At 45.3% G+C, this 22429-nt stretch carries 21 protein-coding genes; 8 read left to right on the forward strand and 13 right to left on the reverse strand.

The window, feature by feature from the left end:
* Positions 1 to 9 precede the first annotated feature (9 nt).
* Genes R7E38_RS15635 through R7E38_RS15695 form a run of 13 tightly spaced genes read right to left on the reverse strand, consistent with a single transcriptional unit; the run spans position 10 to position 11617 of the window.
* Positions 10 to 621, reverse strand: coding sequence for a DUF3261 domain-containing protein (locus R7E38_RS15635; protein ID WP_005382290.1), 612 nt, complete (start codon positions 619 to 621; stop codon positions 10 to 12).
* Entirely contained in the window at positions 618 to 2960 is a 2343-nt protein-coding gene (locus R7E38_RS15640) for an MMPL family transporter (RefSeq protein WP_226083860.1), read from the reverse strand. The genes R7E38_RS15635 and R7E38_RS15640 overlap by 4 nt, the downstream gene beginning before the upstream one ends.
* Entirely contained in the window at positions 2932 to 3552 is a 621-nt protein-coding gene (locus tag R7E38_RS15645) for a LolA family protein (RefSeq protein ID WP_017634795.1), read from the reverse strand. The genes R7E38_RS15640 and R7E38_RS15645 overlap by 29 nt, the downstream gene beginning before the upstream one ends.
* Positions 3552 to 3998 carry an acyl-CoA thioesterase gene (locus R7E38_RS15650; RefSeq protein WP_213905400.1) on the reverse strand — a complete coding sequence of 149 codons (447 nt, stop codon included), beginning with the start codon at positions 3996 to 3998 and terminating at the stop codon, positions 3552 to 3554. Before R7E38_RS15650 ends, R7E38_RS15645 begins: the two co-directional genes overlap by 1 nt.
* Complete coding sequence (gene hutH, locus R7E38_RS15655; RefSeq protein ID WP_169628622.1) at positions 3998 to 5551, reverse strand: HAL/PAL/TAL family ammonia-lyase; 1554 nt, start codon at positions 5549 to 5551, stop codon at positions 3998 to 4000. Before hutH ends, R7E38_RS15650 begins: the two co-directional genes overlap by 1 nt.
* Positions 5535 to 7241 carry a glycosyltransferase family 2 protein gene (locus tag R7E38_RS15660; RefSeq protein WP_161441403.1) on the reverse strand — a complete coding sequence of 569 codons (1707 nt, stop codon included), beginning with the start codon at positions 7239 to 7241 and terminating at the stop codon, positions 5535 to 5537. The genes hutH and R7E38_RS15660 overlap by 17 nt, the downstream gene beginning before the upstream one ends.
* Entirely contained in the window at positions 7234 to 7602 is a 369-nt protein-coding gene (locus R7E38_RS15665; protein WP_005396010.1) for a (3R)-hydroxymyristoyl-ACP dehydratase, read from the reverse strand. Before R7E38_RS15665 ends, R7E38_RS15660 begins: the two co-directional genes overlap by 8 nt.
* Before the next feature lie 10 nt (positions 7603 to 7612).
* The gene (locus R7E38_RS15670) at positions 7613 to 9013 is read right to left on the reverse strand and encodes an AMP-binding protein (RefSeq protein WP_226083861.1); all 1401 of its coding nucleotides are present in this window, start codon (positions 9011 to 9013) and stop codon (positions 7613 to 7615) included.
* A 4-nt stretch (positions 9014 to 9017) separates the two neighbouring features.
* Positions 9018 to 9578: a hypothetical protein gene (locus R7E38_RS15675; RefSeq protein ID WP_151514614.1), complete on the reverse strand. Its 561-nt coding sequence runs from the start codon at positions 9576 to 9578 to the stop codon at positions 9018 to 9020.
* Complete coding sequence (locus R7E38_RS15680; protein WP_005382279.1) at positions 9578 to 9835, reverse strand: acyl carrier protein; 258 nt, start codon at positions 9833 to 9835, stop codon at positions 9578 to 9580. The genes R7E38_RS15675 and R7E38_RS15680 overlap by 1 nt, the downstream gene beginning before the upstream one ends.
* Positions 9836 to 9850: 15 nt before the next feature.
* On the reverse strand, positions 9851 to 10111 hold the full coding sequence (locus tag R7E38_RS15685) for a phosphopantetheine-binding protein (RefSeq protein ID WP_005382278.1): 261 nt from the start codon (positions 10109 to 10111) through the stop codon (positions 9851 to 9853).
* Between the two features lie 13 nt (positions 10112 to 10124).
* Positions 10125 to 10892, reverse strand: coding sequence for a lysophospholipid acyltransferase family protein (locus R7E38_RS15690; protein ID WP_005388305.1), 768 nt, complete (start codon positions 10890 to 10892; stop codon positions 10125 to 10127).
* Positions 10889 to 11617, reverse strand: a complete 729-nt coding sequence (locus tag R7E38_RS15695; RefSeq protein WP_017819930.1) for a beta-ketoacyl synthase chain length factor — start codon at positions 11615 to 11617, stop codon at positions 10889 to 10891. The genes R7E38_RS15690 and R7E38_RS15695 overlap by 4 nt, the downstream gene beginning before the upstream one ends.
* A gap of 76 nt (positions 11618 to 11693) precedes the next feature.
* Here R7E38_RS15695 and R7E38_RS15700 point away from each other — a divergent pair, with 76 nt between their 5' ends.
* The 8 genes from R7E38_RS15700 to R7E38_RS15735 all read left to right on the forward strand — a co-directional run bounded on the left by R7E38_RS15700 (position 11694) and on the right by R7E38_RS15735 (position 22320).
* A complete protein-coding gene (locus R7E38_RS15700) occupies positions 11694 to 12092 on the forward strand; it encodes a hypothetical protein (RefSeq protein WP_205390764.1) in 399 nt (132 codons plus the stop codon).
* A gap of 27 nt (positions 12093 to 12119) precedes the next feature.
* Complete coding sequence (locus R7E38_RS15705) at positions 12120 to 13187, forward strand: class I SAM-dependent methyltransferase (RefSeq protein WP_053307501.1); 1068 nt, start codon at positions 12120 to 12122, stop codon at positions 13185 to 13187.
* Positions 13188 to 13194: 7 nt separating this feature from the next.
* Positions 13195 to 14439 (forward strand): NAD(P)/FAD-dependent oxidoreductase, encoded by a 1245-nt coding sequence (locus R7E38_RS15710; protein ID WP_206970930.1) that lies wholly within the window; start codon positions 13195 to 13197, stop codon positions 14437 to 14439.
* A 210-nt stretch (positions 14440 to 14649) separates the two neighbouring features.
* Positions 14650 to 15390, forward strand: a complete 741-nt coding sequence (locus R7E38_RS15715; RefSeq protein ID WP_085569947.1) for a transglycosylase SLT domain-containing protein — start codon at positions 14650 to 14652, stop codon at positions 15388 to 15390.
* 99 nt (positions 15391 to 15489) lie between these two features.
* The gene (locus R7E38_RS15720; protein WP_005382264.1) at positions 15490 to 16698 is read left to right on the forward strand and encodes a DEAD/DEAH box helicase; all 1209 of its coding nucleotides are present in this window, start codon (positions 15490 to 15492) and stop codon (positions 16696 to 16698) included.
* Positions 16699 to 16948: 250 nt separating this feature from the next.
* Positions 16949 to 17611, forward strand: a complete 663-nt coding sequence (locus R7E38_RS15725; protein WP_005388291.1) for a potassium channel family protein — start codon at positions 16949 to 16951, stop codon at positions 17609 to 17611.
* A complete protein-coding gene (locus R7E38_RS15730; protein WP_025766961.1) occupies positions 17608 to 18975 on the forward strand; it encodes a TrkH family potassium uptake protein in 1368 nt (455 codons plus the stop codon). The genes R7E38_RS15725 and R7E38_RS15730 overlap by 4 nt, the downstream gene beginning before the upstream one ends.
* A gap of 360 nt (positions 18976 to 19335) precedes the next feature.
* Positions 19336 to 22320 carry a M6 family metalloprotease domain-containing protein gene (locus R7E38_RS15735; RefSeq protein WP_226083863.1) on the forward strand — a complete coding sequence of 995 codons (2985 nt, stop codon included), beginning with the start codon at positions 19336 to 19338 and terminating at the stop codon, positions 22318 to 22320.
* Positions 22321 to 22429: the final 109 nt, after the last annotated feature.

Consider the following 22429-nt stretch of genomic DNA (forward strand, 5'->3'; position numbering starts at 1 on the left):
AAATTGTTCTTAATTAATCTGATGTTGCAGTGTTTGAATAGAAATTGAAAACTGATGTTTGAGGTGATGAAAATCAATCTTACCCTCTAACTTGTTAGAAGAGCTGTATTGAATCTCAATGATCTTTTCACCGTCGCTATCAAAGATGGCGCGAGAATTATTTTTATCAATAATTCGCCACCTTACCTCATTTAACGATCCTTCCCAAGCGGAACTCGGCCAGAGCGTGATCATCAGGTTAAATAATACCTGTTCTGGCTGCGGTAGCGAACCTTGTAAACCGTTGAGCACTTCGGTTTGAATTTGTTCTCCATCGTAAGACAGTGAGAGTACTCTTGTCCCCCAGGATGAGAAGCCTGCCAGCACCACTTCGTTGTTGGTCACTTGCAGTTGTACCGGAAGTTGCTCAGATGTGGTTTTACCATCTATTGCCCAAGAAGCCGTAATTAACTGACTGGCAGACAACTGATAGCCCAAGCTTGCGGGAGTGGGTAAGCTAACTTGGGTGTGCTCGTCAATGTCGACCTGAGGCGTCGATTGGTGAGGGACCAAGCTGCATGCACTTAAAAACAGGCTCAGTGCGAATAACGTCGCGCAGCGAAAGGCGTGATTGAAAATCATGACGTCGTTTCCTCTGTTTTAATTGCAATCGGAGAGAGCAGCCAAGCGACAAAAATACCACTTAACACCGTAATGCCAAAACTGTGAATCGCGTGAGTTTGGCTTAGTGACAGCAACCCAAATGACAACACAGTGGTGATTGCCGAAAGGGTGATCGCCAATAGTGTGCTCACGCTGCGCGCTTTCTCGGCAAAGAACAGAGTGTAATCGATCCCGATACCAAGAATGAGCACCAAGCCAAGCAAGTTGAACAGGTTTAATGTTGTCCCCATCGCGACAGCCGTTGCCAGACCGCAGGCGCAAGCAATCAATGATGGCAGTAAAACTCGCCAACTGTGTTGCAGACCGTACCGCTTGATTAATACCAGAAAGATCACAGCACTGGCGGCTGCCAACAGCTCCATGATTTTGATTCGGTATTCACCAAATAGGGCGGAAATTTCTTCTGCTTTGTTTAGGTAGACAACGTCAGGCTGCGATTTGGCAAAAGACTTAACAACGGCGGAGTCTTGCAATTGGTTTAACACCACTACCGTTGCCGATTTTCCTTTAATTTTACCCAAATGGAGAAAACGCACAGGCGCTGATACTGGGTTTTGCAAGTACTGATCAACCGTGACAGGGATAAAGTCGGCGTCCATTTTCGGCTTTTTATTTAAGCCCAGTCCGGATGCAAGTGGGCTGGATTGTGTCGCGTAAAGGTCGTGAATCAATTGATAGTCGTGTTGCTGACGTTCAACTGAGCTCAAGTAGCGGCTCAGACTCTGGTAGCTTTCGATGGTGCTGTCCGCTTTCCACGCTTCTAATGTTGGCGTCAAAGACTCCAGTTTTTTCATTAGGTTTTCGTCATCGTCGGCGGTAACGACCAACATTTGCTGCGAAGATTGCATGCCACTGAGCGTCGTAATCAAGGTTTCTTGCTGCTTGAGATCGTTCGGCATCGTTTGCAGCAGACGAATGTCGTCATCGTAGTTCAATTGCAGCAAGAAAAAGCCACTCGCAACCACACATAACATCGGTAATCCGACTTTAATTCGAGGTTGATTCCAAAGCGTTAACCATTTCGCCAACAGTGATTGTCCCGGTAAATTCGAAATGGAGCGCGATGGGTTACGAGCCAGTATCGGATACCAAGCCACCACTGTGATGTAAGCGGCAATCAGACCAATGGATGAAAACAGCGCAAGCTGCTGCAAACCAGGAAACGGTGCCACTAACATGCCCAAATAGCCGATCAAACTGGTGATTAAGCCCAGTGTGATAGCGATGAAAATATGCTTTAACCCTTGCTCGCTATCCCATTCATTTCCCGCCGCAAGACGTTCCGTTAGGTAGTGGAATGCGTAGTCGATAGACACACCGATTAAACTTGCGCCAAACACTAAGCTGAACAGATGGACTTTTCCAAAAATCCACGTCGTAACGGACAGCGCAACGAGCAAACCAATGGTGATGGAAAGCAGTGCCAGAGACAGTGGCATCACACTACGAAAGACCAACACGAGCAATGCAATGATACCGAGCAGAGAGAACACACCGATGGTACTGATCTCCGATTTGGCACTTTGCGTACCAAAGTCGGCGTAAAATAGAACGCCAGTATGTGCCACTTTAGCGCCATATTTCTGCGCGACGCTTTGCTCTAGCGCTTGAATGTCAGGGACGGCAAGCTGCCCAGTTAGGCTATAAGGCGAGTCTTTTAGCTCAGCAGTAATAAGCAAGTATTGAGCACCGTCTTTTTCGACGGACAGATAGCCGTTATCCAATCGGAAAGAGGACGATTGCTGGGTAACTTGGCTTAAATAATCACGAAATAGCAAGAAAGGATCATTTTGTAACTCTTGCCCAGTCACTCCAGAAAACGGGTTGTACAGCGACTGAATCACATGCTGCACTTGCTGTTCTGGATTTTGGCTTAAACGCTCTCGTTGTTGAGGCGTCAGCAATTGGAAGCGGTGCTTAAAGTAGTAACTCGCCCAAGCTTGCTGTTCTTGAGGTGAGATTTTTCCCACCACATCGCGAAAATGATTACTTTGGCGTAACCCTCTATCAAATTCAGCGGCCGCTGCAAAAAGGGCATTTTTGTCCGGCGCTGTGATCACGAAAATGACTTTGTCGCTCATACTTGCCGAGACCGACTCAAAGGCTTGCTCAGCCACCGGGTTTTGTTGGTTCTTCGGCAACAGTTTTAAAATGTTGGTCTCAATCGGAGATTCTGCACTCCAAACCCATTGTTTGAGTAGCAACGCGCCCGCTAAAACAACGAGATTGAGCCAAACCAGAGCAAAGGTGTGAGTGCCGAGACTGAGTTTAGAAACGGAATTGAGCGTCTTCGGCATCCGTGAGTTCCTGAGGTAGAGAGGTCTGGTTCGTAAACGTGATTTCGGTCTTATCGCCACGCAGCTCTTGTAGGGTTAGGCGATCAATGTGCGTTTTACCGGAAAGAGTGATGGATTGAAACACCGCATTTAATGGCGACTGTTTTGGCACTAAAACGAGCTGCCATTGATTGTTCTCAACTGAAAAATCGAGTGTGAATTGTTCTTGCAGTGCAGAAGTATCCCCGTGGAACACGGATAAAAACACATGGCTAAAGTAGAACGCCATTGGGTTTTCTTCAGCAGAAATCGTTTTCGGAGCTTGGTCGGCAAAAGTCTGACGAAGTTTGTTTTCCGTCAATACCAAATTGACTGCGAAAGGTTCAGTTTGTTGCCACAACAAGCCATGTGTTTTGCTCAGTGTGAACTGACCTTTAGAGGTTAAAGGTTGACTAAACATTTCCAGATGACGCTGCTGCGTAAAATCTCCGCGTACGATTTCATGCTGAGACAACTGCTGTTGAAGCGATGCCAAATCCGTTACGTTTGCTGTCGGTGTGGCCAGTGCTGGAACAGAAAATATCAACAAAAAAGAGAGTAACCACTTTTGCATTAGTCCAGACTCCCATGGTTGTGCCATTTCTCTACTTTATCTAAAAAGATTGCTGGAGAAACAAAGCACATCTCTTGCTTTTCAATGGATACGGCGACTTGCGTTGTATGCGCTTTGCACATACGTTGATTCGTTTCGGCGTCGTAAATCACGTAATCCACACGTAAGCGGTTTTCCCACTCAGTGAGTTGCGCGGTAATACGAATGGTGTGATTAAACGGAACCGCCTTCACGTATTTAACGCGCGTGTCGATGATCGGCCACATGTACCCAGAGTCTTGCATATCGCGATAGCTGTATTGGATCTTCTCCATCAGCACACGACGCGCTTCTTCAAAATATCGAAAGAAGTTGCCGTGATAAATCACGCCCATTGGGTCAGCATCTTGAAAAGAGGTGACCATAGTCACCTCCGCTTCTAATGGGTAGAGAACCTGCTCTTGCATTATACCTCCGCGTAGAGTGGCCAATGACGTTGCTGAATGCGTTCAATGAAATGGCGCAAATCTTGTTCCAATGGGCGATCTTCAATCACAAATTCAAACTCGCTCAGTACGGCGTCACGAATTACTCGCAAACTCTGACTCATGTGGTGTTCGTCCAATTCGTTATGACGGCGACGAATCTCAACCGATTGAACGCTTGCTAGGAGTGAAGCCGCAGCAACTTGCTCTGTTAACTCAAGTACGCGTAAGCAATCACGAGCCGCAATGGTGCCCATGCTCACTTTGTCTTGGTTGTGACATTCGGTTGAGCGAGAAAAAACGCTTGCTGGCATGGTGTTTTTCAACGCCTCTGCCGTCCAAGCTGAGATACCAATCTGAACCGCTTTAAAGCCGTGGTTGATCGGTTTACGCTCGCCTTCTGCACCGGTTAAGTTAAACGGCAGGCCGTTATTGAACTTGTAATCCATCAGTTGCGCCATCTGACGGTCCAGCAAATCAGCTAAGTTGGCAATGTTCACTTTCAACGTATCCATCGCCATTGCGATATGACCACCGTAGAAGTGACCGCCGTGCAGAACGCGCTCATTGTCGCCATCGATGATTGGATTGTCGTTGGCACTATTTAGTTCATTCTCAATCAATTGACGTAGCCAAGGCAGTGAGTCTTGCACCATGCCAATCACGTGTGGCGCACAACGCAGCGAGTAACGATCTTGCAGTCGGTCGCTATTGCGTGGCGGACGTTCAGCATTGAGATCATCACGCAGCCAAGCCGCAACTTGCTGTTGACCAGGGTGAGGTTTTACCGCAAACAACGCTTCATCAAAGTGGAAATCGTTACCTTGCATACCCACAGAGACCATTGCCGTAATCTTGGTGCAAAGCTGCGCTAGGTATTCTGCGCGTTTGTAGGCAAGACAGGCGAGGGCAGTCATCACGGATGTACCGTTCATTAACGCCAAACCTTCTTTTGGTTTTAGGCGAATTGGCTCAATGCCCAGCTCTGCAAACACTTCTTGTGTTGGTCGCACATCACCTTTGTAAAGCACTTCACGTTCGCCAATTAAGGTCGCCGCTAGGTAAGACAGAGGCGTTAAATCGCCACTTGCGCCCACCGAGCCCTCTTGTGGAATACGCGGCGCAATGTCGTGGTTGATAAGCGTAACGATTTGGTTTAACAGATCGTGAGACACGCCAGATACGCCTTGCGACAATGAACATAAACGTGTTGCCAGCACCGCACGAGCTTGCTCATGAGAAAGGATTTGACCTAAGCCACAACCATGGAAGCGTGTAAGGTGCAACGGAAGTTCATCCACAAGAGCGGGTGGAATCGCCACAGTACATGAATCGCCGTAACCCGTGGTCACGCCGTAAATAACACCTTCTTCCTTCAGTAATCGTTCCAGAAACGCCACGCCACGATCAATTTTCGCGGTAAATTCTGGCGAGGTGTTCATGTGTGCCTTTGCACCTTGAGCAATGGCAACGACATCTTCGATGGTTAAAGATTGGGCACCAAAAGTGATGTTGTGATTATTGTTGTTTGTCATGTGGCTGATTACTTAAAGTCCAGAAGTTAAAAAAGTTGTACCACTGTAACGGCGCTTGCAGTGTGTGGTGTTCTAATCTTTGTGCGTACTGTTGAACAACGCGTTCTAGTGCCTGCTGACGCTCCTTGCGTGGTAGCGTGACTTGGTCACTAAAGTGTTCAAAGTACACATTAAAATGCGGAGTGTTCGCTTCATCGTCGCGTAGGCCGAAGAGTAAGTAAACCGGCGCTTTTAATACCGAGGCTAGCATGAATGGGCCTTGCGGGAATGGTGCAGGTTTACCAAGAAAATCTGCCCAAACGACACGATTTTCTTTGCTGGTGGAAGTGCGATCGCCAACGATCACCACCCATTCGCCTTGCTCGATTTTTTGTTGAAGCAGAATCGCGGTGTCTGGTCCCATTGAGCTGACTTGAATCAGATTCAGTTCCGAATTTGGGTTTACCGCCTTCATTACCGCATTAAATTGTTCAGCGTGTTGGGTAAATACCAAGGCATTGATTTTGACATGAGAGTGTCGACGACCAAGCGCACGGCAGAGTTCGATATTGCCAAGGTGCGAGCCTAAAATGAGCACGCCTTGTTTTTTCTGCGCCATCTCTTCGAAATGATGCTGGCCGTGAATGGTTAGGTTATCGACGTTAAAGTCACCTTGCCATGCTGCCAGTTTGTCGAGCATGGTTCGCCCAAAAGAAAGCAGATGATGATAGCTGTCCAACTGTTTTGGTAGTGCGATGCTCTGCTGCGTTGCGTAGTACTGCAAGTTTTGCAGGTAAATCTCAGACGCTTCACGGGCAGATTTACCCGTGAAGTGGTAGTAGCGCATGACTAATTTTAAAATCAGGTCAAACGCTTTTCTGCCGAACAAGCGGTAAACCGCGAGTAAGGTTTTGATGCCTAAAATCGTGCCTTGTTCTTTTCGTTTCGACCAGTGGGCATTACTGTCATCTGTGTTTTGGCGCTTTCTGGCGAGTAGCGAAGGAATGCGCGGCAACATGCCAAAAAATAGGCGAGTGTGCATCCAGCTTATCTTGACGTTATCCCACAATGCGTCGAAGTGGGAAATGCCACCTTCAGGGTAGATCACGCGCGTTGGAACAAAATCAATGTCGACGCCTTCCCAGTACATTCGCACTAGAATTTCGATATCAAAATCCATGCGTTTGCCGATACTGTACTTGTTCAACACGGCGACCGTTTTCGCCACTGGGTAGGCGCGAAAACCGCACATGCTGTCTTTGATAGACAGTGACAAGGTTTCTATCCACACCCACACGTGCGTAGCATAGCGACCATACAAACGGGATTTAGGTACGCTCTCGTCGTATATCGGTTGGCCCGAAATCAGGTTATCTGGTTTTGTTTCGCTGGCGCTGAGCAATTTCGGCAATGCTTCTAGGTCGTGTTGACCGTCTGCGTCGATTTGAATGGTGTGCGTAAAACCAAGTTGGTGAGCTTGATGTAGGCCTGCCATCACCGCGCCACCTTTGCCTTGGTTTTCACTCAAACTAATCAGTTTTATCAGCCCTTGTTCACTCAAAGCAGAAAGCGCTTGTTTGGTGTCTTCATTGCTGCCGTCGTCCACGACCAGCACTGGCAAAGCGAAAGAGGATAACGATGCCACCACGTCTGCAATTGTGCTGCCGTGGTTGTAGCAAGGAATTAAAAAGCAGGGGCGATAATCACTCACGTGACTCACCCAGTTTCATTTTGCCTGAAGAGTGAGTCACCAAGGTTTCACCGTTTTTCGATGTGTACTTAAAGGTCAATTTCTCGCGCTCATTGTCCCAAGAGAGTGAGAGACAAACGTCGGCGTTTGGCAGAATCGGCTCTTGAAATTTGATGACTTCCATTCCTTTAAATACCTTGGGAGTGTTCAAATATTGAACGGCGTAGAACAACGCCCAATCAATTTGAGTGACGCCGGGTAAAAGAGGGAAGTGATTGAAATGACCTTGGAAATCTAAGATGTCAGCATCCACTCGCAGCGACAGCTCCGCGGTATGGTCACTCACTTCAATATTCTGAATAGTTGGTTTTCTTTTATCCATGTTACTAGCTTTATTGGAATAGTTTTTCAATTTCAGCAACTTGGCGTTTGCCTTGGCTGTTCAATGGAATTTCGTCGACCACTCGGAATTTTCTCGGGATAGCGATCGGTTCTAACCAATTGCGCAGTGCCTTGCGAAGTTCAAGCCAAAACTTGCCTTTACCAAGTTCATCAAGCACATCACCGCCTTTATCGTTAAGTACGATGATTGAGACTAACGTGAGGCGACCAGATTCTTCCATTGGGATCACCACGCTTTCTTGAACCCACGGCAATTGCTCTAAACGTTTTTCCACTTCGACAAGGGAAATACGCTTTTCTTCGACTTTGACGATTCGGTCAGTGCGTCCACGCAATTCAAAAGAAATACTATCATGGAAATAGCATTCATCCGCAGTTTGGTACCAAGTGTTTTCATCAATGTGTGGCGAGCGGAGCTTTAAACAATTTTCATGGTTAAGCTCGGCTTCAACACCAGGGAATAACGTCCAGGGAGTGCTAGCTACGTGCTGCTGACGGTAAGCGATGCCGCCGGTTTCTGTGCTGCCAAAAACTTCAATAGGAAGTGACCCAAACAACAACTGGCTGTGCTGCGCGGCTTGGTTTGGCAAGGGACCACCAGAAGAAAATACGCACCGAATCGCAACCGGATTGTGCTCTTCACTGAGTCGTTTTAGTAACGCAGGGCTGCTTACTAGCGTGGTGTCAGCATCAGCGTGATGGACAATTTGCTCTGGGAACTCAAGGTTGTGTGCTGAAAATGGACGTGCAGAGCACAAAGGCCACAATACGCGGAACAGCAAGCCGTAAATGTGTTGATGAGAAACGGTGCTTTCAATGCGTGTGCTGGCAACCGTGTCGCCCCATAGGTTATCTAGAATAGAAACTTCGATATCGAGCTGTTTCAGCGTTTTTGCAATGGCTTTTGGTGTGCCGCTTGAACCCGAAGTGAATAGCGTTACCGGTATTTCCGCCAGGTTTAATTCACGCCAAAAATAAGGTTGTTTGGCCTCTGGCTCGTTAATCACGGTGGTTTCTAGCAATGATTGAGCTTCGATCAAAAGCGAGCTCACGAGTTCTGGAGCCGAGACATCGGCATCATGCAGCAACAAATCGTAGTGCTCACTGAGCTCTTTGAGTGCTTCTGGTTGGTAATTACCAGGTAATACAATGGATTTTCCTGCATAACAACAAGCAAAAAAGCCAACGGCAAACAGGTAGCTGTCGCCAAAACACAACGCAATGTTTTGCGTTGGTTGGGTTTCTAACTGCTGAGCAAGTGTTGCGACGTGCTGCTGGAAATCACCCCACGTGATAACCGTGTCGCGATCGTAAGAGACTGGGGATTGCTCAGACCTCTCTGCGATGAACAAGGTCGCTAGGGAGGTAAAGCTCGAATACGTTGTATTCATACGATTAGTGTTCCTTTCGAACAAATTGACGCACGATCCATTCTCCAGCGAACAAGCCACCAGCAAGTAAGTAGCTGATGAGGCCGTTATAAAGCGTCCATATTTTTACTGGTAGGAAACAGGTATAGAGTGCAACGGCAGCGTTGAGCGTAAAAAAGGCGCACCAAACCATCGTCACTTTGCGAGTGTAAGCAACGCCACTAGCCGGAAGGTCGGGTTCTTGCAAGCGAGCAAGCCTCTCTATGATCGATTGCGGCTGTTTTAAGCTCAGTCCAAATATACACAGCATACATACATTGACAACGACAGGGTAAAACTGAAGCCACCCATGTTGTTTAAACACCATGCCAAGCGTAATGAGAACAATGCCAACAGCGCCCGTAACGAGCGCCAAGAACTTAAACTCTTTTAGTGGGGTCTTATTTGCGACGAAAACACGCAAAAGTAACGCAGCAATTAACAAGCCCCCAACTAAGTTCAAGCCAAATTTATCTATACCGAAATAGACGGCGAAGGGGTAGGCAAACAGTACAATTGCAGACAGACCAGTCAGCAATTGGCGCATTAACTTTCCTTCAATAACTCAGTGACAGCGTTAACCACATCGTCAACGGTTCTTACAGCACTAAACTCTGCTGGCTTGATTTTTTTGCCAGTGACATTCTGTAGGTGTACGACCAAATCAACGGCGTCAATGCTATCAAGATCGAGATCTTGGTATAAGTGCGCATCTGATTGAATGTCGGCTGCGTCAATTTCGAACAGCTCAACAAGCGCATCTTTAACTTGTTCAAATACTTGATCTTTATTTACATCAGTCATGAATATACCTACAACTTATTCATTAGTTTGAGAAGAAACGTATTTCGCTAGATTTGCTACAGACGCAAAGTGTTCGCGCGTATTTGAGTCGTCGGCATCAATAACGATGTTGTATTGTTTTTTTATTGCGAGTCCAAGCTCAAGCGCGTCGATAGAATCTAAGCCAAGTCCATCACCAAAAAGTGGTGCATCCGTTTCAATATCATCTACGGTTAAATCTTCAAGGTTTAAAGCATCAATAATAAGTTGCTTAATGTCGTTGTGTAACTGTTCCACTGGGACCTGCTTATTAATAAAAGTTTTCTGGAAAAATGTTTTCAGCTAGGTGCTGTTGTAAGCGTCGCGCCGCTATTGTCGGCGACGTAGTTTGCTTTATAAAGGGGGTAATCTCAACTTTATCCTTAACTTCAACCCTGAAAAAGGGCTTTGTTGCCGGTACTTGATACCATTTTTTCTCTTTTGTGAGGAAACTTGGTGTTACCGTAATATGGACCACCCTTAAATCTCGCTCTGTTCTTACCGCAATTTGTGCTGCACCACGTTGTAATTTCGGTTCTACACCTGGCGTTGTTCTTGTTCCTTCAGGGAATATAAGCAACACGTTGCCTTTGTTAAATCGTTCATCACAAAGTGCTAATAAATCATCCGGTGCTTCATTGGGAATATATCCGGCTGCTTTTACGATGTGCTTCATAAAAGGATTCGACCATATTGCCGATTTTACTAAACAGTCGCAGCGATTTAATTGTGAAGCAATGAGAACGTAATCGATTAAACTAGGGTGGTTGGCAACAATTAAACAATTACGATCTTGTTGAAGAATATCGGCACCAATAATTTGATAATCGATTGCGCCACTTAGCTTCATCAATTTACAAAATGTGTTGAATGAATATCGAATCGCACCCTGAACTTTATATTCGCGTTCCGTTTGGTCTGAAACAAAAATACGAATGGTCGGAATAACAATGAAACTCAGTACTAAACCACCTAACCCAAATACTGAAAAACAAAAGCCTGTTGCTAGCACACGCCAATACTGATTTAAGCGAGTCATTTTTTGTGCCATTCCCAAGCTTGTTGCGGAGCGAAAATAGTCCACTGGCTTTTATCTAACAAGTATTGTTGCAAAAATACTAAACCTTGAGGAAGAGGATGACCGGAACGTTCTGCGTTTATGGAGCTTTGTATCGCGAACTTGTCTCCATGAGAAAGTATTAAGCCAAGTCCAAACCCTTGGTATTGTTGGTTTTCATATTCTAAATAAGAGTCAGGCATAGGCTCATCAAAATCAACAAGCAGTACTTTTTTGTCAGGATTGTCGGACAAAAACAGCCATGCTTCTAATATTGCGCTTTGGAATGTGTTTTCTGCCGCAGCGATAGAAGTTAGGGGAATGGGTTGTTTAGTTGCGATAGTGGCAAGCCCTGCGGCGGTATTGTGCACCGATTGAGAAAAAGCCATCGGAGACGCCTCTTCTCCATTAATTATATCTTCAACTAGTGCGACGCTGCGATGCAGTTCACCATGACGGCTTGAAAATACAAGGTAATCAACTTGATGTTGATTAAGCATTTCGATTGCAGTTTGTACCGCCAGTTTACTGAGTGGGCTCATTCTTCTGCGCATCATCGCAGGAATATTTGCAACATTGATTTTGCCATCTTCTGGCCATTTTATCTCTGTTGCCCATTGTTTCCATTCATTGGATTCGGATAAACCGAATGAATTCGCTGTCCACGCATCAATATTGAACGAAATGTTGATCTTCGAGTTTGGCATATTGGGTTAAATTGTTTATTTTACAGCTCGATACAAATTGGGGTTGACCCAAATTCACAATAAAAAGGAAATTATCATGTCGCGTTTTAAGCTGTATGTCTCGTTATTATTAACTTTGCTTCTTGTTGGTTGTGGACGAGTACAACCTGTAATGAATGTGGAGGATACTCCAGTTGCTTATGATCTTCAAAATAAACAAGTAAAAATGGCCATAGTGCAATCAGCAACTAACCGAGGCTGGACGATCGAAGAAGTAAGCCCTGGTGTTCTTATTGCAAAAATCCACGTTCGTAACCACTCTGCAGAAGTAAAAATCCCATACAATAATAAATATTACTCAATTATTTATCTCAACTCAGTAAATCTCAAAGCAAGTGATGGCAAAATCCACCGCAATTACAATCGTTGGGTAAACAACTTGAATGTTGATATTCAGCGAGCTATTGCATTGTTGGGCAATCAATCTCAACAATAAAACTATTAATTGCAGTTAGGTTTTTCCGTGTTAAATCAAAATAATGACCCTTTTAATGCTTTTGAAGCGAAGACAGAAGCTCAGAAGTTATCTTTTGCACCAATCGTGTTCCAGACCGCCAAAACGCTTCGAGATTTAGGTATTTTAGCCGCTTTAGACAGCGCTGGCGCTCAAGGCATGAGTGCCACAGATATTGCCGAGAAAACGGGAGTATCAGAATATGGTGTTAAAGTACTGTTGGATATGGCGATTAGTGCGCATATTGTTTTATGGGAACGACCTAACTATTCGCTTGCAAACCTTGGTTTTTACCTTCTTCATGATGGTATGACGAATGCAAACATGGATTTTACGGCAGATGTTTGTTACGCCGCGATGATGCATTTGACGGAAGCAATTCAAGAAGGTAAACCGTCAGGTTTGAAAGAGTTGGGCAATTGGGAGACCATTTATCAAGGTCTATCGACGTTACCAGAACAAGCCAAACAGAGCTGGTTTAAGTTCGATCATTTCTATTCGGATCGCTCGTTCCCACTTCTGCTTAAAGAAGTATTTGCAAGCAAGCCAAAGCATCTTGTGGATATTGGCGGAAATACGGGAAAATGGGCGATTCAGTGTTGTAAACATGACCCTGACGTTCAAGTGACGATTGTTGATTTACCACAGCAATTAGAAGTAGCGATGAAGAATGTTTCAGAAAACCAGTTCGTCGAGCGTGTACGTCCATACCCTGCAAACATGCTTGATAAAGCACAAACATTGCCGGAGCATGCTGACGTTTGGTGGATGAGCCAGTTCTTGGATTGCTTTTCCCCAATTGAGATCCTCAATATCCTTAAAAAAGTTAAAGCCCAGTTAACGAAGGGAGATACTATTTACGTATTGGAGCTGTTTTGGGATGCTCAAAAATACGCGGGAGCTTCCTATAGCCTTAATGCCACTTCTCTTTATTTTACCTGTTTAGCTAACGGTAATAGTCGCTTTTATCGCAGTGATGATTTCTTAGAAATTGTCGAAGCGGCAGGTTTATCTGTCGTTGAAAGAACCGACAATATTGGCCTTGGTCATACCTTATTAAAACTACAAGCAAACTAAATTCAGAATGAAAACAGAGCTCAAGCAAGTTGTTGTCGTAGGAGCGGGGCCATCAGGTTCAACCGTTTCTGCGTTATTAAAATCGCGTGGCATAGATGTTGTTGTCTTAGAAAAAGCGACTTTTCCACGTTTTTCCATAGGAGAAAGCCTACTCCCTGCATGTATGGAAGTTGTTGAACAAGCAGGAATGACTCATGCAGTAAAGCAGTTTGGTTTCCAGTATAAAGATGGTGCTGCATTTCGTCGTAATGGCGTATACACCCAGTTCGACTTTACAAACAAATACACACCAGGACCGGGCACGACGTTTCAGGTTCAACGTGCCAACTTTGATAAAGTATTGGCAGATAGCGCTGAAGAGCAAGGCGTAGAGATTCGTTATCAGCATGAGCTGCTCAACCTAGTGTTTGAAGGGAAAAAGTCTCGATTAGAAGTGCTCGACTCAAATAAGAAGGCTTATCAAATCGAAGCAGATTTTGTGCTGGATGCAAGTGGCTTTGGGCGTGTTTTGCCACGCTTGTTGGAGCTAGAAGAACCTTCTTGTCTTCCGCCTAGAAAAGCGATCTTTACCCATATCGAAGATCATATCTCTCCCCAAGAGCCGGAATACGATCGCAACAAAATTTTAATTTCAGTTCATCCTGAAAATCACGACGTATGGTATTGGCTAATCCCATTCTCTAATGGTACCTGTTCGTTTGGTGTGGTGGGTGAGCCAGAATTTTTCGAACAATACCCAGAAGATAAGATTGCAGCGTTGCAGCAGTTAGCCAATGAAGAGCCGGGTTTGGCTGCTTTATTGCGAAACGCGAATTACCCGAATCCAGCAGGCGAGTTGGGTGGCTATTCTGCTAACGTCAAACGTTTAGCGACAGAGCACTACGCGTTGCTTGGTAATGCAGGTGAGTTTCTTGATCCTGTATTTTCATCGGGTGTCACTATCGCCATGAAATCGGCAGAGTTTGCAGCGGACTGCGTGGTTCGTCAGCTGAATGGTGAAAAGGTTGATTGGCAAGAAGAGTACTCGCAACGCTTAATGGTGGGAGTGAACACATTCCGCACTTATGTGGAAGGCTGGTACAACGGCATGTTGCAAGATGTGATTTTCTATCAAAACCCGAACCCACGTATTAAACAGATGATTAGTGCGATTTTGGCTGGATATGCTTGGGATACGAATAATCCTTACGTAAAACAAAGTGAGCAGCGTTTGTCGACGCTTGCAGAACTGGTTCGGGAAGCTGAACTGTAAGAATATACATTCGCTTATCCGAGAATCAGTAAACCTAGGTCTTACCAAAAAATTGGTAAGACCTTTTTAATGCCTCTTTACTTTTACTTCTAGCGTGTTGGAGACACATTGACCACTTACATCGGTGTGTATCGAATTTGAGAATTCTTATGGTGACATTGATCACATCTAGAATTCCTATTGCTGATATTTATATTAAATTTGTAGGAAATGGATTACATTCTGGGAGTGTTCCCTACATCCGGCTTCGTTGTGAAAACGGTTTATAAGCAACTGTATAAGTTAGTAAAGTTCCAAAAACTACACCAAAAAAAAGACAAGTTTCTTACCAAATCAATTCGCTTGGTGAGTTCGAGCCATCGACTACGCCAAACGCTTCCTCTACTTTCTAAAATTGTCGAAGAACATGACGCATCAACGGTCTCTTCGATTGCAGATCCCGAGAACGCGGTAGCGTGGGGAGGTAAAGTTTCTCCAGAGTTCAAATCTAAAGTCATCCGTATTAGTAAAGAGCTAAAGATCAATCCTAATCATCTTATGGCGTGCATGGCATTTGAAACTGCTGAAACTTTCAGTCCAAGCATCAAAAATGGTTCCGGAAGCGGGGCTACAGGGTTAATTCAATTTATGCCCTCTACCGCAGAGTCATTAGGAGTGAACACAAAGACTCTTGCGAGAATGGGCGCGCTTGAACAACTTGACTATGTGAAAGCGTACTATTGGCCCTATCGAAATAAAATTAATAGCTTAGAAGATGCTTACATGGCCATTCTCTACCCTGCTGCGATTGGTAAACCGCCGTCTTTCGTTTTGTTCAGACAAGGCTCAATTGCCTATCGACAGAATGCAGGTATCGACCGCCACAAAACGGGGAAAATCACGCTTAATGATGTTTCCTACAAAGTGAGGAAAAAATTAGAAAAAGGTTTGCAGCCCAATTTCCTGGGCTAAGATTGTATCATGTTCCTAGTTTTTCGCGCATGAATCCTTCTGTTACTTCACGGGGATTCTGATACACTACGCGCCCATTTCCTCTGTTGAGACCTTTCTATGCCATTTTCTAAACTTGGTTTAAGCGCATCGATTGCTGATGCAGTAAAAGCGCTAGGTTATGAAAAACCCACTTCTATCCAACAAAAAGCCATTCCAATCGTATTGCGTGGCCGCAATTTAATTGCAGCAGCGCAAACGGGCACAGGTAAAACGGCCAGTTTTGTTCTGCCAATCTTAGAAAAGCTTAGTCGAGGCGAAACGCAACGTAAAAAACGCGCTCGTGCGATTATCCTAACGCCAACACGCGAACTTGCGCTTCAGGTTCATCAAAGTATTGAAGCTTATGGTAAAAACTTACCATTACGCTCAATGGCGATGTTTGGTGGTGTGGATTATGCACCACAAAAACAAGCCTTGATCGAGGGTGTCGATATTGTGGTAAGCACGCCTGGGCGCTTGATTGATCTGTACGGTCAACGCGCGATTCACTTTGATGAAGTGGAAATGCTAGTGCTTGATGAAGCCGACAAAATGTTGGATATGGGATTCATCGATGCGATCGACAAAATCGTCGACTGTATGCCAGAACATGTGCAAAGTTTGCTGTTCTCAGCGACGTTATCTAACCCTGTTCGTGACTTGGCGAAAAATGCGATTATTGATCCTGAAGAGATCACGATTGCAAAGCACAGTGCCTCAAAATCAAATATTAAACAGTGGATCACGACCGTCGATAAAGACATGAAGTCGTCGCTGTTAAGTCACTTGCTTAAAGAAAATGACTGGTCGCAAGTACTGGTATTTATTGAAACTAAACACGGCGCAGCCAAACTGGTAAGCCAACTTGAGAAACGTGGCATTGTGGCAGAAGCATTCCACAGTGGCCGTAATCAGCGTGTTCGCCAGGAATTAATAGAAAAGTTTAAAGCGGGTGAAATCCAGTACTTAGTCGCAACCGGCGTTGCTGCGCGCGGTATTGATATTGATAATCTGCCAGTTGTCATCAACTACGATTTACCTTACCCGGCGGATGAGTATGTACATCGTATTGGTCGTACAGGTCGTGCTGGCGCGAAAGGTGAGGCGATATCACTGGTTTCAAAAGACGACTTTAAGAACCTCTGCATGATTGAAAGTCGTTTAGGGCACTTGCTAGAGCGAGTGGAAATTGAAGGTTTTGCGCCAAGAAAGCCAGTACCAATTTCAATTTTAAATTACGTGCCTAAGAATAAACGTAAACCGCACGATAAGCGCGAATCAAAATAGCCAGTTTATCCCATGATCTAAAAGCCGCATTCTTGCGGCTTTTTGCGTTTTAAGGCATCCAATTATGTAGCCATCGCGACGGTTTCTATTCGGTAATGAGGAAAAAAGTTAATCAGTGTCATACGCTTAACACGTAAAGTGAATCAAGGTGCGTTAAGCTTTTGTCAATTATCTGTCCGCAGGTTTGCACAAGGTAAGGAATGGGCGCAAACTTTTTTGCTTGCTAATGAATGCATAAGATGGGGCACAAATGAAAACAGGTGATAAGCAATTCGCCGTTATTGGTCTTGGCCGATTTGGTTTGGCAGTGTGTAAAGAGTTACAAGATTCAGGCGCTCAAGTTTTAGCCGTTGACATCAACGAAGACAGAGTTAAAGAAGCCGCCAGTTTTGTTAGTCAGGCGGTTGTGGCTAACTGTACTCACGAAGAGACGGTTGCTGAGCTCAAACTTGATGATTACGACATGGTGATGATTGCCATCGGAGCGGATGTCAATGCCAGTATTCTTGCGACATTGATTGCTAAAGAGGCGGGAGTAAAGTCAGTATGGGTTAAAGCCAACGACCGCTTCCAAGCTCGTGTTCTGCAAAAAATTGGCGCAGACCACATTATCATGCCTGAGCGTGACATGGGGATACGTGTCGCGCGTAAAATGCTCGATAAACGGGTTCTTGAGTTCCACCCATTAGGCAGTGGCTTAGCTATGACGGAGTTTGTGATTGGCTCTCGTTGGATGGGTAAGACACTAAGTGATTTGGCTCTGTGCAAAGTCGATGGCGTGCAAGTGCTAGGGTTTAAACGGGGCCCAGAAATTACCAAGGCACCTGACCTTAATACCACACTAGAAATTGGTGACCTAATTATTGTGGTCGGCCCTCAAGATGCGCTCGCAAATAAATTAAAATCGCTATGACGTATTTTCATCAGAAAGGTGTTTTTTACGCACCAGATGGTAAACAAGAGAAAGCGAAGGGCAACGAACCGCGTATTATATTGCTCAGTTTTCTCGGTGTTTTACTGCCTTCTGCGGTATTGCTAACCTTGCCAGTTTTTTCTGTTACGGGCCTGTCGATAACGGATGCTTTGTTTACTGCAACGTCCGCTATTAGTGTGACAGGGCTTGGTGTTGTCGATACTGGGCAACACTTTACGCTTGCGGGTAAAATCTTGCTGATGTTTTTAATGCAAATCGGTGGGTTGGGGCAGATGACGTTGTCGGCAGTCTTACTCTATATGTTCGGCGTGCGTTTGAGTTTGCGTCAACAAGCGCTGGCGAAAGAAGCATTAGGGCAAGATCGGCAAGTCAATCTAAACCGACTAGTAAAGCGGATTGTTGTTTTCGCGCTTGTTGCAGAAACGGTCGGGTTTATTTTTCTCTCTATCCGCTGGGTCCCTGAAATGGGCTGGCAGACTGGTATGTTTTACGCCTTGTTTCATGCAATTTCTGCATTTAACAACGCTGGGTTCGCGCTGTTTTCTGACAGTATGATGAGCTTTGTGAATGATCCGTTGGTTATCTTTACACTGGCGGGGCTATTCATTTTTGGCGGGCTTGGTTTTACTGTTGTGGGTGACATCTGGCTAAACTGGCGCAAAGGTTTCCACTTTTTGCATCTTCACACCAAAATCATGCTGATTGCGACACCGATATTGCTCTTAGTCGGAACGATGATGTTTTGGTTACTTGAGCGAAGCAACCCAAACACAATGGCGTCTTTACCTGCAACAGGGCAATGGTTGGCGGCATTCTTTCAATCTGCGAGTGCTCGAACGGCAGGGTTTAATAGTGTTGACTTGGCGTTGTTTACCCAGCCAGCCTTACTGGTCATGATTGTTCTGATGTTAATTGGAGCGGGTTCCACCTCAACGGGGGGCGGTATTAAAGTTTCCACATTTGCTGTTGCGTTTATGGCTACGTGGACCTTTTTACGCCAAAAGAAACATGTGGTTATGTTTAAGCGAACCATAAATTGGCAAACTGTGACTAAGTCATTGGCAATTATCGTTGTGAGCGGAGCCATCCTGACAAGCGCAATGTTTTTATTGATGCTTACCGAGAAGGCCAGCTTTGATAAGGTTATGTTTGAAACCATTTCCGCATTTGCCACAGTGGGGCTCACCGCCGGTTTGACTGCGGAACTTTCTGAACCTGGTAAATACATTATGATCGTGGTGATGATCATTGGTCGTATTGGGCCGCTCACGCTTGCCTACATGTTGGCACGTCCTGAACCTACCTTGGTCAAATACCCAGAAGACGCCGTTCTTACAGGTTAATATAGCGTTAAACAATGGCCGCGCGACCATTACGAGCATTGATTAATAGCAGTGCTCGTACATTTATAGAATATGTGGAATGTTGCCCAGTTTTACCTACAAATTCGTAGAAGTTCATTTCTTCTTCCTTTCGTTTCGATACTATTCATTCACTCAATTTATATTCTCAGAAGCTACGCTCATAACAGCGTTTTGGAATCCGACGCTTTTGTAGTGTGACACCAAACTACGTCGTGTTATCTGAGCGAATTGATACCAGCCTTCGTCAATAGTCACTCAGTCTTACTCTATGCCCATAGGGTTACTTTGTGTTTGTTGTGCTTGGTATGAATGAACGAATCGAAAAGATGGAGTCGTACTTTGAAATTCAACACACTCGCCATGGCTATGCTAACTGCGCTTCTTGCAGGGAAGAGCATGGCAACTACTCCGCCATCGCCGGTTTGGCATACTATTGCGTTGAGCGATGGTAGCTCCAGTGAGGCAATTCTACGTGGAACGGCAGATTTCCACTGGTTTGAAGATAAGCAGGGCAATGCCTTACTTCAGGAAGACGGCGTTTGGTTTTTCGCGCAGATTCAGCGCGAGTCAGACACGCCAATATTGATCTCGACAGGTGTGGTGAAAACGCAGTCGAGTGAGCCACCTGAGTCGGCGAAGTTTCGCCCGGATTTACAAGTTAAACCGCAATTATCTTCTCTAAAAACCATTGAGCCGATGGCACGAAAAAACCTACTGCGTTCGGCGCAAGGTTACCAGACGATGAGCAGTTCAACGGTGAAGCAGCAGCCCCTATTGGTTGTGCAAGTTTCGTTTGATGACCAAGCAATGGTGCATGATTTTGAGCAACGCGTATTTAATACCAATGGTCAAAGCGTTGTGGATTACTTTGATAAAAACTCTCAAGGTAAATTCAAAGTTGTTCCTGCACTTGAGAGTTACGGCACCGCCAATGACGGTGTGATAGATGTGACTGTGGCACAAAGCCACCCTAACTGTCACTCTAGTTCGACTGATAAGACATGCACCGCCAAGTTGAATGCGGTTTTCACCGAGGCTTATCAAAAACTGGATCCATACTTTAATCTTTCGGCCTACGACAGCAATCAAAATGGTACCGTAGAACCGTCAGAACTCTCTGTCATGTTTATTTTTGCGGGGGGTGATCGTTCAACAGGGGTTCTCAACCGTCCTGCGATTTGGCCGCACAAATTCTCTCACAATGATGTCACATTAGATGGTAAAAAGATCACAGACTATTGTGTGTTCGCTGACTATCAAGTTGATCATCAAGCGACGTTGGGCGTGATCGTACACGAGCTTGGTCACTTAATGCTTGGCTTACCGGATTTGTACGCAAGGAACAGTGATGCCTCGATTGGCTCTTGGGGCGTGATGGGTGGCGGTTCATGGGCGCAGAAACCGGGAGATTCATACGCTGGTGACACTCCGGTGAACATGAGTGCATGGAGCAAACACGCTGCTGGTTTTGTTGTACCAACGGTAACTCATGAAAGTCCAGCGCCTATTTCTGTGAACAACGACGATGTCAAGCTGGTGTATCTCGACCCGTACTTGAAAGAGTTTGGTCCACGTATTTACTTGGAAAATCGCACCTTTAGCGGTTACGACCGAGCATTGGCGGCTGAAGGTATTCTAGCGACGTCGGTTAATGTCCAGAACCGCTTTAATGATGTTGGCGCGATGCAGGTTCAAATCATGCAGGCTGATGGTCTGAATGAGTTAGAAAATGATGGTAGGAGTGACGCTGACGATTTATATCCTAATGGTGGCGATGTCATTTCAGATACATCGACCCCGGGTCTGAGAGCGATCACAGGGTTTGATACTGGGGTTCGTATTTCCAACATTGCCAGCAACACCAACGGTGGTAGCTTTTCTCTTGAGCATACAAACGAACCAAATAAATCAGCATGGCTGAACTCTCTTCATCAAGGTTATGTGTACGCGAGTGGGAGTAACACTCTGGCGGTGTCACTGGACTTGAATAGTGATACAGAGCTTGATGGCCTTCAACTTTATGCGCAAAGAGATAGCGCTCAAAGTGACATGACTTATCGAGTTTGGCGATTCCCATTTTCTGGAAACATTGGCTATCGATTAATATTGAATCAAAACAACGCTGAGCTTTTACAGCAAGGTAACTTCCAAAAGTCATCTCGAATTTTATTCCCCCAATCAAGCCAATTGAGTGCGGGTCAGCACTTATTGGTCGTTGAATTGGAAGGCGGTCAATTTGATGCAAACTTTGACTTCGGCCGCTTGCTAAAAACTGAAAAAGCCTCCCTACCTGTAATGTGGACTGGTGATTACAGTGAGATTGGCACGTTTGGTCTAGAAAAAGCCGGGTTCTCTTATATTCCGTTTGCAGCATTATTAAATGTGGATGCGAGCAACTTGGTTGAAGCGAAATCTGATTCGTTACAAACCAATAAAAATACGCCAATCAAACTGAACCTGATGGACAATGATTTCATGGCGGTAGGGTATCAGTTCAATGTGGACATTGTGCAGAAGCCTGAGCACGGCACCATCTCTGGCAACCAGTACCAACCTGAAGCTAACTTCGTTGGTCTGGACACTTTCCAATATCGTTTGTTGTCGGTTGATGGTGCGTACTCATCTTCAATCGTGAATGTGCAGGTGGAAGTGCTTGGCAGCAACGAAGCGCCAGTGGCCGTGATTGATGTTGATAATAAAGACATGACGGTTGGGCAGCGAGTCACGTTGTCTGCGTTAAATAGTACGGATGCTGATGGTGATGTGTTGAGTTATAAATGGGAGCAGTTGGCTGGCACTTCAGTTTCTCTTGGCAATGCAACCAGTGTTAGCACAAGCTTTACGGTGCCTCAAGGTGCAAAAGCGGGTGAGGTTCTGACATTCCGTTTAACCGTGACTGATCCTAGTAATGAAACGTCCAGTGCTACCGTCGATTTAACCATGAAAAACGCAGCGCCACTTACGCTTGCAGATACGGCGACCGTTGCCGTTGGTGAAAGTATTCTGATTGATGCAGCGAGCAATGATTCGGATGTGAACGGCGATAAACTGGTTGTAGAAAGCGTACAGAACGTAACGGGTGTGGGAAGTGCGAGTGTAGAGAATGGCAAAATCCGTTTTCAAGCACCGGATAGCCCTACTGACGGCATCAAGCTGCAATATACGGTTTCAGACGGTCATGGTGCCACTGCTACGGGGGAAGTTATCGTGACGGTTGTTGCTTCTTTGAAGACAACGACATTCAAGAACTCTGAAGGTAGCGGCAGTGTTTCTTATTGGGCTTTGATGTTACTTGCAACATTAGGCTGGCGACGTCGCGTCTAAAACGGTATTGAATTGCGGTATAAGCCACTCACATTGAGTGGCTTATTTTTTATCTGATCTATTTTGGTTTCGTTCTCATTGTCTTATGAGATGTGTTTCTCATTATTTT

Source organism: Vibrio sp. Vb2131 (genome assembly GCF_033338535.1).
GTDB lineage: Bacteria > Pseudomonadota > Gammaproteobacteria > Enterobacterales > Vibrionaceae > Vibrio > Vibrio alginolyticus.

Excerpts from the sequence above, each read along its gene's own strand:
- R7E38_RS15710 (WP_206970930.1), top strand. The coding sequence starts at position 13,195 with ATGAAAACAGAGCTCAAGCAAGTTGTTGTCGTAGGAGCGGGGCCATCA.
- R7E38_RS15725 (WP_005388291.1), top strand. The coding sequence starts at position 16,949 with ATGAAAACAGGTGATAAGCAATTCGCCGTTATTGGTCTTGGCCGATTT.
- R7E38_RS15670 (WP_226083861.1), bottom strand. The coding sequence starts at position 9,013 with ATGAATACAACGTATTCGAGCTTTACCTCCCTAGCGACCTTGTTCATC.
- R7E38_RS15680 (WP_005382279.1), bottom strand. The coding sequence starts at position 9,835 with ATGACTGATGTAAATAAAGATCAAGTATTTGAACAAGTTAAAGATGCG.
- R7E38_RS15675 (WP_151514614.1), bottom strand. The coding sequence starts at position 9,578 with ATGCGCCAATTGCTGACTGGTCTGTCTGCAATTGTACTGTTTGCCTAC.
- hutH (WP_169628622.1), bottom strand. The coding sequence starts at position 5,551 with ATGACAAACAACAATAATCACAACATCACTTTTGGTGCCCAATCTTTA.
- R7E38_RS15715 (WP_085569947.1), top strand. The coding sequence starts at position 14,650 with ATGGATTACATTCTGGGAGTGTTCCCTACATCCGGCTTCGTTGTGAAA.
- R7E38_RS15635 (WP_005382290.1), bottom strand. The coding sequence starts at position 621 with ATGATTTTCAATCACGCCTTTCGCTGCGCGACGTTATTCGCACTGAGC.
- R7E38_RS15640 (WP_226083860.1), bottom strand. The coding sequence starts at position 2,960 with ATGCCGAAGACGCTCAATTCCGTTTCTAAACTCAGTCTCGGCACTCAC.
- R7E38_RS15665 (WP_005396010.1), bottom strand. The coding sequence starts at position 7,602 with ATGGATAAAAGAAAACCAACTATTCAGAATATTGAAGTGAGTGACCAT.
- R7E38_RS15720 (WP_005382264.1), top strand. The coding sequence starts at position 15,490 with ATGCCATTTTCTAAACTTGGTTTAAGCGCATCGATTGCTGATGCAGTA.
- R7E38_RS15690 (WP_005388305.1), bottom strand. The coding sequence starts at position 10,892 with ATGACTCGCTTAAATCAGTATTGGCGTGTGCTAGCAACAGGCTTTTGT.
- R7E38_RS15730 (WP_025766961.1), top strand. The coding sequence starts at position 17,608 with ATGACGTATTTTCATCAGAAAGGTGTTTTTTACGCACCAGATGGTAAA.
- R7E38_RS15695 (WP_017819930.1), bottom strand. The coding sequence starts at position 11,617 with ATGCCAAACTCGAAGATCAACATTTCGTTCAATATTGATGCGTGGACA.
- R7E38_RS15650 (WP_213905400.1), bottom strand. The coding sequence starts at position 3,998 with ATGCAAGAGCAGGTTCTCTACCCATTAGAAGCGGAGGTGACTATGGTC.
- R7E38_RS15700 (WP_205390764.1), top strand. The coding sequence starts at position 11,694 with ATGTCGCGTTTTAAGCTGTATGTCTCGTTATTATTAACTTTGCTTCTT.
- R7E38_RS15645 (WP_017634795.1), bottom strand. The coding sequence starts at position 3,552 with ATGCAAAAGTGGTTACTCTCTTTTTTGTTGATATTTTCTGTTCCAGCA.